Source organism: Aeromicrobium sp. REDSEA-S38_B2 (assembly GCF_001628525.1).
In the GTDB taxonomy this organism is placed as follows: Bacteria; Actinomycetota; Actinomycetes; order Propionibacteriales; family Nocardioidaceae; genus Aeromicrobium; species Aeromicrobium erythreum.
Map to the genome: position 1 here is coordinate 1 of NZ_LUNH01000078.1, position 8,016 is coordinate 8,016.

6 protein-coding genes are annotated in these 8,016 nt (G+C 73.7%); all 6 read left to right on the top strand.

The window, feature by feature from the left end; translation table 11 throughout:
* Positions 1-584 precede the first annotated feature (584 nt).
* The 6 genes from phoH2 to A6Q81_RS14180 all read left to right on the top strand — a co-directional run bounded on the left by phoH2 (position 585) and on the right by A6Q81_RS14180 (position 7,751).
* Complete coding sequence (phoH2, locus tag A6Q81_RS14155; RefSeq protein ID WP_067859375.1) at positions 585-1,934, top strand: RNA 5'-3' helicase PhoH2; 1,350 nt, start codon at positions 585-587, stop codon at positions 1,932-1,934.
* 85 nt (positions 1,935-2,019) lie between these two features.
* On the top strand, positions 2,020-3,258 hold the full coding sequence (locus A6Q81_RS14160; protein ID WP_286690861.1) for a sugar ABC transporter substrate-binding protein: 1,239 nt from the start codon (positions 2,020-2,022) through the stop codon (positions 3,256-3,258).
* The gene (locus tag A6Q81_RS14165) at positions 3,255-4,235 is read left to right on the top strand and encodes an ABC transporter permease subunit (protein WP_286690862.1); all 981 of its coding nucleotides are present in this window, start codon (positions 3,255-3,257) and stop codon (positions 4,233-4,235) included. The genes A6Q81_RS14160 and A6Q81_RS14165 overlap by 4 nt, the downstream gene beginning before the upstream one ends.
* Positions 4,232-5,200 (top strand): ABC transporter permease subunit, encoded by a 969-nt coding sequence (locus A6Q81_RS14170; RefSeq protein ID WP_286690863.1) that lies wholly within the window; start codon positions 4,232-4,234, stop codon positions 5,198-5,200. The genes A6Q81_RS14165 and A6Q81_RS14170 overlap by 4 nt, the downstream gene beginning before the upstream one ends.
* Positions 5,197-6,408 carry an ABC transporter ATP-binding protein gene (locus A6Q81_RS14175; protein WP_286690864.1) on the top strand — a complete coding sequence of 404 codons (1,212 nt, stop codon included), beginning with the start codon at positions 5,197-5,199 and terminating at the stop codon, positions 6,406-6,408. The genes A6Q81_RS14170 and A6Q81_RS14175 overlap by 4 nt, the downstream gene beginning before the upstream one ends.
* Positions 6,405-7,751: a DUF2079 domain-containing protein gene (locus A6Q81_RS14180; RefSeq protein ID WP_286690865.1), complete on the top strand. Its 1,347-nt coding sequence runs from the start codon at positions 6,405-6,407 to the stop codon at positions 7,749-7,751. Before A6Q81_RS14175 ends, A6Q81_RS14180 begins: the two co-directional genes overlap by 4 nt.
* The last annotated feature ends 265 nt before the right edge of the window (positions 7,752-8,016 follow it).

Below are 8,016 nucleotides of genomic sequence, written 5' to 3' on the forward strand. Positions count from 1 at the left end.
GTGCCTCCCTGAGCGCCAGCGAGGGGAGGTGTATCGAGACCACTCTGGGCTGTCGCTGGGGGTTGGTTCGCGCTGGGCTGTTGCCGGGTGGTCTCGATACGTCCGAGCCTCGCAAGCTCGCTCGGACTACTCGACCAGCGGACGCCACCGCTGGTCGAGTGCCTCCACGAGCGCCAGCGAGGGGAGGTGTATCGAGACCACTCTGGGCTGTCGCTGGGGGGTTGGTTCGCGCTGGGCCGTTGCGGGGTGGTCTCGATACGCGGCCGCGGCGCTCGTTCCTCACGCGTGGCCGCTACTCGACCAGCGGAATCTTGCGCTGGTCGTGTCGGCGCCGTCCGGGCGTATCGAGACCACTCCACGCCGACGCTGGGGGCTGGGCCCGCGCTGGCGGGATGCGCGGAGTGGTGGGTGCGCAGAGTTCATCTCGGCGTTACATGACGCGCAGCGTGTCGCCGCGCCCGGGCACGGGGGCGGACGTACGTTGCGAGGGTGTTGATGCTCGCCCCGGAGCCCAGCCGCCCCACACCCACCGAGTAGGGAAGGGCCGGCGCAGGGGCGCGCGGGTTCTTCGCAGGGAGTCAGACATGACTGTCAAGCAGCCCGTCAGCGCCGCCGCCACCTCCGCCGAGGCGGTCCGCACCTACGTCCTCGACACCAGCGTCCTGCTGGCCGACCCAGGGGCGGTGCATCGCTTCCACGAGCACGAGGTCGTCATCCCGGTCGTCGTCATCACCGAGCTCGAGGGCAAGCGCCACCACCCCGAGCTCGGCTACTTCGCCCGCACGGCACTGCGCTTCCTCGACGACCTGCGCGTCCAGCACGGCATGCTCGACGTCCCCCTGCCCATCGGCACGGAGGGCGGCACGATCCGCGTCGAGCTGAACCACACCAACCCCGAGGCCCTGCCCGCCGGCTTCCGCCTCGGCGACAACGACACGCGCATCCTCGCCGTCGCGAAGAACCTCGCCGACGAGGGGCGCCACGTCACGCTCGTCTCCAAGGACCTGCCGATGCGGGTCAAGGCGTCGGCGGTCGGCCTGTCGGCGGAGGAGTACCGCGCCGAGCTGGCCCTCGAGTCCGGCTGGACCGGCATGCGCGAGCTCGAGGTCGACTCCGCCGACCTCGACGCGCTGTACGAGGAGGGCAGCCTCGACGTCGCCCTCCTGGACGACGAGACCGCGCGCGACCTCCCGTGCCACACGGGGTTGGTGCTGCTGTCGGACAAGGGCAGCGGGCTCGGCCGGATCACGCCCGACAAGCGGGTGCAGCTGGTCCGCGGCGACCGCGACGCGTTCGGCCTGCACGGCCGCTCGGCCGAGCAGCGCGTCGCGCTCGACCTGCTCCTCGACCCCGAGGTCGGGATCGTGTCGCTCGGTGGCCGCGCCGGCACCGGCAAGTCGGCGCTCGCGATCTGCGCGGGCCTCGAGGCGGTCATGGAGCGCCGTCAGCACAAGAAGGTCGTCGTGTTCCGTCCGCTGTATGCGGTCGGCGGGCAGGAGCTCGGCTACCTGCCGGGCAGCTCCGACGAGAAGATGGGGCCCTGGGCGCAGGCCGTGTTCGACACCCTCGGCGCCGTCGCGTCGCCGCACGTCGTCGACGAGATTCTCGACCGCGGGATGCTCGAGGTCCTGCCGCTGACCCACATCCGGGGTCGGTCGCTGCACGACGCGTACGTCATCGTCGACGAGGCGCAGTCGCTGGAGCGCAACGTGCTCCTCACGGTGCTCTCGCGCATCGGCGCGAACTCCAAGGTGGTCCTGACCCACGACGTCGCGCAGCGCGACAACCTGCGCGTCGGACGCCACGACGGCGTCGTCGCGGTGGTCGAGAAGCTCAAGGGCCACCCGCTGTTCGCGCACGTCACCCTCACCCGGTCCGAGCGGTCGCCTGTCGCCGCGCTCGTCACCGAGATGCTGGAGGACATCGGCATCTGACGCCCTCCTGGAGGCGGATGCGGACACCGCGTGCCGGACGTCGCAACGACGTCCGGCACGCGGTCTGCTGTGGCAGAGTGACCCCGTGACCAGGAGGGGCGTGTCCGCGGCGTTCGTCGCTGCCTCCATGCTGCTCGCGGCCGCCTGCGGCGGCTCACCCGACGAGGACGCCGTCGACGACGTGCCCGTGCTGCACTGGTACGTGGGCCCCGAGCGCGCCGACGTCGACGCGCTCGCGCAGACCTGCAGCGAGGGCTCCGGCGGCGACTACCGCATCGAGGTCGAGCGGCTGCCCGACGACGTCGAGGAGCGGCACGCGACGCTGATGCGCCGGCTGCTCGCGAAGGACGACTCGATCGACCTGTTCAGCATGGACACCGCGTGGAGCGCGGAGATGGCGGCCGCGCAGGTGCTCGCGCCCGTCCCGGAGGACCTCAAGACCCCGTTCGCGCAGGACGTCGCACCGGCCGCGCTGCGCTCGGTGACGGTCGACGGGCTGGTCGTCGCCGCGCCCTGGACCTTCGACCCGTGGCTGCTGTGGTGGCGGGGCAACACGGCCGAACGGGCCGGGCTCGACACGACCAAGCCGGTCTCGTGGGACGACCTGCTGACGGGTGCCGAGCGCACCGGTCGCCAGGTGCTCGTCGACGACCCCGACGGCGAGGGCCTCGCGGCGTGGGTGGACGCGCTCGTCGCCGGCGCCGGTGGCACGCTGCTGAAGGGCGCCGGACGCAGTCCTGAGGTGGGTCTGGACTCCGCGGCCGGCCGCACGGCCGCCCGCATCGTGAGCCGGCTGGGCCGGTCCGGTCTCGGCGCCGATCCGTCGGTCGACGCCGCTGAGGGGCTCGCGCGCCGCGGGGGGTTCGTGCTCGCGCCCAGCTCGTTCGTCTCCGACCCTGCCGTCGCACCCGTGGCCAGCGACCTGCAGTGGGCGGCGTTCCCCGAGGTCGACGGCACGCCGGCCGCGCCCAGCACGGGGGTCGCGCTCGCCGTGCCGTTGTTCGCGCCCGACACGTCGCTGTCGTACGAGGCGATCTCGTGCCTGACCTCCGACGACCTCCTCGCCTCGGTCATGACCGGCTCGGGGCACAGCGCGGCGCGTGTGAGCACCTACGACCTCGATGCCGTGAAGGCCGGGTATCCGCTCGCCGACGTCACCCGTCCGGCCGTCGACACCGCGGTCACGCTGCCGTCCACCCCGTACTGGATGCAGGCGCGGGCGGCGCTCGTGAAGACGTGGACGCCGATCTCCTCGGTCGGGTCGGCCACCCCGCGCCGTTCCCAGGCGGCGGTCCGCGACGCCGTCGCCGGGAGGCTGCCGTGAGCACCGAGCAGCCCGTCCAGCCCCAGCAGCCGGAGCCGGCCGACGTGGTCGAGACGTCGACGGCCGTGACCGCGGACGAGGAGCACGACCTCGCCCCGATCGGTCCGGCGCCCACGCGGCGACGACGCCGTCGTCGTGCAGCGGCGTCGCCCCGACGCCGACGCTCGGGCTGGCCGCTGCTGGCGCCGACGGCGCTGGTCCTCGCGGCCCTGACGCTCTGGCCGCTCGGCCTCCTGCTCTGGACCTCCCTGCGGCGCTCGTCGAGCACCGTCGGCGACGACACGTTCGTGGGGCTCGACAACCTGACCGGGCTGCTCGGCGACCGCTCCTGGTGGCTCGCCGTGTCGGTGACGCTGCTGCTCGTCGTCGTGGCCGTCGGCGTGCAGCTCGTGCTCGCCTCCGTCGTGGCCGCGAGCATCCGTCGGCTGCGCCTGCCGCTGGCCGTGGTGTCGGTGCTGCTGCTCGCACCGTTCGCGCTGCTGCCCGTCGTGACGGCCTCGGTGTGGCGCGACGCCGTCACCTCGGGCGTCGGTCCCGCCTGGTTCGGCTACGACGGCGGGTCGAGCGCCGCGGCGGCGTTCGCCGTGGTGGCGGCCGAGGTCTGGCGCGGCACGGGTGTGACGGCAGTGATCCTGCTCGTCGGACTCACGCGCGTCGACCGTCGGCTCATCGACTCGGCCGTGGCCGACGGCGCCACCTCGTGGCAGCGGCTCCTGCGCGTCACGTGGCCCGCCGCCGCGCCGGCCGTGGCGGTGGCCGTCCTCTACCGCGCGACGGACGCGCTCCGCGCGCTGGAGGGTCCGCTGCTCGCGGCGCCCTCCGGCGGGGTGCGCACCGTGCCCGTGCTGACGTGGGAGACGACCTTCGAGAGCTTCGAGCGAGGTCTCGGAGCAGCCTCCGGCGTCCTGCTGCTGGTGCTGACGGGCCTGGTCGCAGCCGTCCTCGTCGCCGTCCTGCGACCCGGGAGGCGTGCGTGAACCCCACCGTCCGCTCCCGGCTGTGGGCCGCCGGCACCGCGTTCGTCGTCGGCTTCGTGCTCGCCAACGTCGGCGTCCTCGTCGTCACGGGCGCCGACCGCTGGCTCTGGGTCGCCGTCGCGGCCGTCCTCATGGGCACGGGCGCCGTCGGCGTGCTCGTCGCCGACACCCGCCGTCGGCTGTCGCTGTGGGCGGTGCTCGGTCTCGAGCTGGCCGTGGTGGGCACCGTCGCGCCCTTGTGGTGGACCGCAGCCGTCGCCCTCACCCCGTCGGGCACGGCGGCGACGTCGATGCTCCCGTCGAGCCCGCGCTGGTCCGTCCTCGGCGACGCGCTGCGGCGCGACGACGTGCGCGAGGCCGCGCTCACCAGCGTCGTCGTCGCCACCGCGGCCACCGTCGTCGCGATGCTCGTCGCCGTCCCGGCGGCCTACGCGCTGGCGCGTCGTCGGGTGCGCGGGAGTCGGGCCGTCCCCGTCGTCGTGGTGGGGGTCCTGCTGCTGCCGCTCGTCGCCTTCGCCGGACCGTGGTCGGACACGGCCGACGCCCTCGGCCTGCTCGGCTCCCGCTGGGCGGTCGCGCCGGTCCTGCTTCTCGTCGCCGTCCCGCTGGCCGTCTTCCTCAGCATCCCCGTCCTGCGCGACGCCCCGTGGTCGCTGCGCGACTCGATCCGCAGCGACGGCGCCGACCGCCGGCAGGAGCTGCGCGCGTTCGCCGTGCCGGTGCTGCTGCCCGACCTGCTCGTCGTCGCCGCCCTCGTGTGGGTGCTGTCGGCCCAGGACGTGGTGCTCGGCGCCGCCCTGGGACCCACGCCAGACGCCCGCACGCTGCCCGCCACCCTGCTCCTCGGGCAGGTGCCGCCCGCGCAGGCCGCGGCGGTCGGGCTGCTGTGGCTGCTGCCCGTCATCGTCCTCCTCGCGGTCGCGCCCCGCCGCGTCCGCCGCCTGATCGGAAGGGACCACCCATGACCTCGATGGAGCTGAGGGGCGTGCGCCTGGACGCCCTCGACGGCACGCCGCTGCTCGACGGGCTCGACCTCGTGGTGCCCGACGGCAGCACGACCGCGCTCTGCGGCCCGGCCGGCGCCGGCAAGTCGGCCGTGCTTCGCGTGCTCGTGGGCCTGGAGGAGCAGACCGAGGGCGACGTGCTGCTCGACGACATCGTCGTGAACGCGGTAGGCCCCCGCGACCGTGACCTCGCGCTCGTGCTCCAGGACTACGTGCTCCACCCCCACCTCGACGTCCACGACAACCTGGCCTTCGCGACCCGGCTGCGCCGCGGGCACGACAAGGTGGCGCTCGCGGAACGGATCGACGAGGTCGCCGCCTTCCTCGCCCTCGACTCGCTCCTCGACGCCAAGCCCGCCGAGCTCGAGCCGGCCCAGCGTCAGCGCGTCGCCATCGGCCGTGGGCTCGTGCGCGACGCCCTGGGCTACCTGTTCGACGACCCGTTCAGCGCGCAGGCCGACCGGGTCCGCACGCACGTCCGGTCGGTCACCCTGCAGTGGCAGCGCGACGAGGGTCGGACGTCGCTGTTCACCACGTCGCGCCCCGACGAGGCGCTCACCCTCGCCGACCGCGTGGCCGTCATGCACCGCGGCGTCGTGCACCAGACGGGGACGCCCGACGAGGTCTACGCCGACCCCGCCGACCTCTTCGTCGCCGCCTTCCTCGGGCAGCCCGCGATGAACCTGCTGCCGGCCACGGTCGAGGACGGCCGTCTCGTGACGCCGGTCCTGACCATCCCGCTCGACGCCGCGGCGCGGGACGCCCTCGGCGATCGCAGCCACGTCGTCGTGGGGGTGCGCCCCGAGCACTGCGAGGAGGCGGCACCCGTTGCCGACCCGGCCCCGACCGACGCCCCCCTGACCGCCGGCGCGATCGCGGCCCAGGCCGAGGCCGAGACCAAGGTCGAGGTCGTCGGCGAGGTCGACGACGTCGAGTGGCGCGGCGGCACGCAGCTCGTCTACGTCGGGTACGACCTCGACGACGACGTCCAGGCCATGCTCGAGGACGTCGAGGACGAGCTCGACTTCGACCTCTTCCAGAACTTCTTCGTCGCCGAGCTGCCGGCCGCCGACCGCCGCCGGGCGGGCGACACGGTCCGGCTGGCCGTGCCGCGCTCGCAGGTGCTGGTGTTCGACGTCGCGACCGGCGCGCGCCTGCGCGGGTCGTGAGCGCGCGCCTCGGGACCGTCGCACGGTCCCTGCCGTTCCTCTGGGCCCTGCTGTGCACGGCCGCCTACACGACGCTGTCGCTGCTGCGGTTCCGCCGCTTCGACCCCACCTCCTGGGACAACGCGATCTTCGAGCAGGCGATCCGCGGCTACGCGCACCTCGGACTGCCGATCGTCGACATCAAGGGCCCGGGCTTCAACATCCTCGGCGACCACTTCTCGCCGATCACGGCGCTCGTGGCGCCGTTCTACCGGCTGTGGCCGTCGGCCCAGACCCTGCTCGTCGCGCAGGCCGTGCTGATCGGGGTGTCGGTGCTGGTCGTCAGCCGGCTGGCGGTGCGGCACGCCGGTCCGTGGGCGGGCGCGATGCTCGCCGTCGCCTACGGCATCTCCTTCGGCATCTCCGCGGCCGTGCAGTCGGACTTCCACGAGGTCGCGTTCGGCGCCCCGCTGCTCGCGCTGGCAGGCTCGGCGTACCTCGACCGCCGCTGGAACGCCGTCGTGGGCTGGTCGCTGCCGCTCCTGCTCGTCAAGGAGGACATGGGCGCGACGGTGCTCGTCATCGGGCTCGTGCTCATGCTCGCCGGCGAGCGTCGTCGTGGCACGCTGCTCGCAGCGGCCGGCGTGGTGGGCGCGGCGCTCGTCGTGCTCGTCGTGCTGCCGTCGGTGAACCCCGGCGGCGTCTACGACTACGCGTCCAGCGTCGGGGGCGACCGCGGCGTGGTCGCGACCCTGCTCGACGAGCCGGGTCGCAAGGCCCTCACGGTGCTGGTGACGCTCGCGGTGACCGGTCTCGCGGCGCTCGGGTCGCCCTGGGTGCTGCTCGTGCTGCCGACGTTCGCGTGGCGCTTCGTCGGCGACAACCCGTACTACTGGGGCACCGACTGGCACTACTCGCTGCTGCTCATGCCGATCGTGTTCGTCGCGGCCGTCGACACCATGCGGCGCTACCCGCCCGTGCGGTGGACGGCGGTGCCCGCGCTCGTCGTGTCGCTCGCGCTGCTGCCGTCGACGCCGCTGTGGGCGCTGACCCGGGGGGAGACGTACGAGGTGCCCGACCGCGCGGCGGTCGCCCAGCGCGTGGTCGACATGGTGCCCGACGGCGCGTCGGTCGTGACCGACATCGGCGTCATCACGCACCTCGCCACGGACCACGACGTCTACTGGCTCGGCACGGTCGGCACCGCCCCGCTCCCCGACGGCGAGCCGGAGTACGTCCTGCTCGACCAGTGGGCCGGCGTCGGCTCGCCCCCGGACGCCCGCACCTGGGCCGAGCAGACCTTCGGCGGCACCTGGGTGACCGTCTGGGACGCCGACGGCTACCAGCTCGCCCGCCGCGCCTGAACGCGGTGCCGCTGGGATTGGCCTGCGCTGAGCCGTTGCCGGGTGGCCTCGATACGTCAGGACTTCGCAAGCTCGTCCTGACTACTCGACCAGCGGCGGGTTCCGCTGGTCGAATAGCGCGGAGCCGCGAGGTACGAGCGTGCTCCGGGCGTATCGAGACCACTCTGGGCTGTCGCTGGGGGTTGGGTCGCGCTGAGCCGTTGCCGGGTGGTCTCGATACGTCAGGACTTCGCAAGCTCGTCCTGACTACTCGACCAGCGGCGGG

Coding starts and splice junctions, on each gene's coding strand:
- phoH2 (WP_067859375.1), top strand. CDS start 585: ATGACTGTCAAGCAGCCCGTCAGCGCCGCCGCCACCTCCGCCGAGGCG.
- A6Q81_RS14175 (WP_286690864.1), top strand. CDS start 5,197: ATGACCTCGATGGAGCTGAGGGGCGTGCGCCTGGACGCCCTCGACGGC.